The following is an 859-nucleotide window of genomic DNA, read 5'->3' as shown; positions in this document are numbered from 1 at the left end:
CATACGCGATCCCGGGTGGTTTGAACGTCGCGCAGCCCGCGAGCAGGGATGCGGAGACGACGCAGAGGACGAGCGAACGAGGCCGCATCAGCCGAGCTCCTTGGACCATGCGAGGGAATGGACGTAGATGCCGAGCGGGTTCTTGCGCAGCCGCTCGGCGTCGCGCGGCAGGTCGAGCACGATGGTGAGGATGGCGACCCATCGCTCGGTCACGGCGAGGCTGCCGTTCTCGTAGCGCCGCTCGATCCATGCGACCCGGAAGCTGTCGGGCGAGGCGCGCACCACGCTCGCGATCTCGACCGTCACCTGGACCTTGCCGATCCTGGCGAAGGGATCGTGGACCCGGGCATGGTCGTTGAGGGCGAGCGCGCCCTTGTCGGTGACGAAGTCGTAGGCCGCGAGCCAGCTCTGGCGGACGATGACCGGATCGGCCGGGAGCGCCCGCACGTTCTCGATGAAGTGGGCGAGGTGCCAGGCGATCTGCGGGTCGCTGGGGCGATAGTCGCCGAGCGCCGGGGCGACGGCCTGGGCCCGACCCTGCCGGTCGACCTCGACGACCCAGGGGGTGACGGCCCCGCGGGCGTGCTGCCAGACGAGGCCGATCGCAAGGCCCCCGGCCAGCGCGAGGTTGCCGAAGGCCATGAGCCGCCAGTTGCGGGCCTGGACGCGCGCGGAGCCGATCCGCTCGTCCCAGACCTGGCCGGCCTTCTGGTACGGGGTCTCGGGCTCGGGCGTGCGGCCGTAACGCACCGAGGGACGGCGGAAGGCGATCATCGGCGATCCTCCGACAAGGGAATCGAGCTGCCGCCACCGCCGTGGTCACCGGAGCGCACGGCGTGCGCGGCGACCGAGGCGCCAT

General features: G+C 71.4%; 1 protein-coding gene. It reads right to left on the bottom strand.

The genetic code is table 11. The annotated features are described in order from the left end of the window. Window positions 1-87: 87 nt before the first annotated feature. Window positions 88-774 (bottom strand): conjugal transfer protein TrbF, encoded by a 687-nt coding sequence (gene trbF, locus ABTU92_RS26825; RefSeq protein WP_408094649.1) that lies wholly within the window; start codon window positions 772-774, stop codon window positions 88-90. Window positions 775-859: the final 85 nt, after the last annotated feature.

The organism is Rhodoplanes sp. SY1 (genome assembly GCF_046000175.1).
Lineage (GTDB): Bacteria > Pseudomonadota > Alphaproteobacteria > Rhizobiales > Xanthobacteraceae > Rhodoplanes.
This window is presented reverse-complemented; position numbering and strand designations above follow the sequence as displayed.

Coding starts and splice junctions, on each gene's coding strand:
- trbF (WP_408094649.1), bottom strand. CDS start 774: ATGATCGCCTTCCGCCGTCCCTCGGTGCGTTACGGCCGCACGCCCGAG.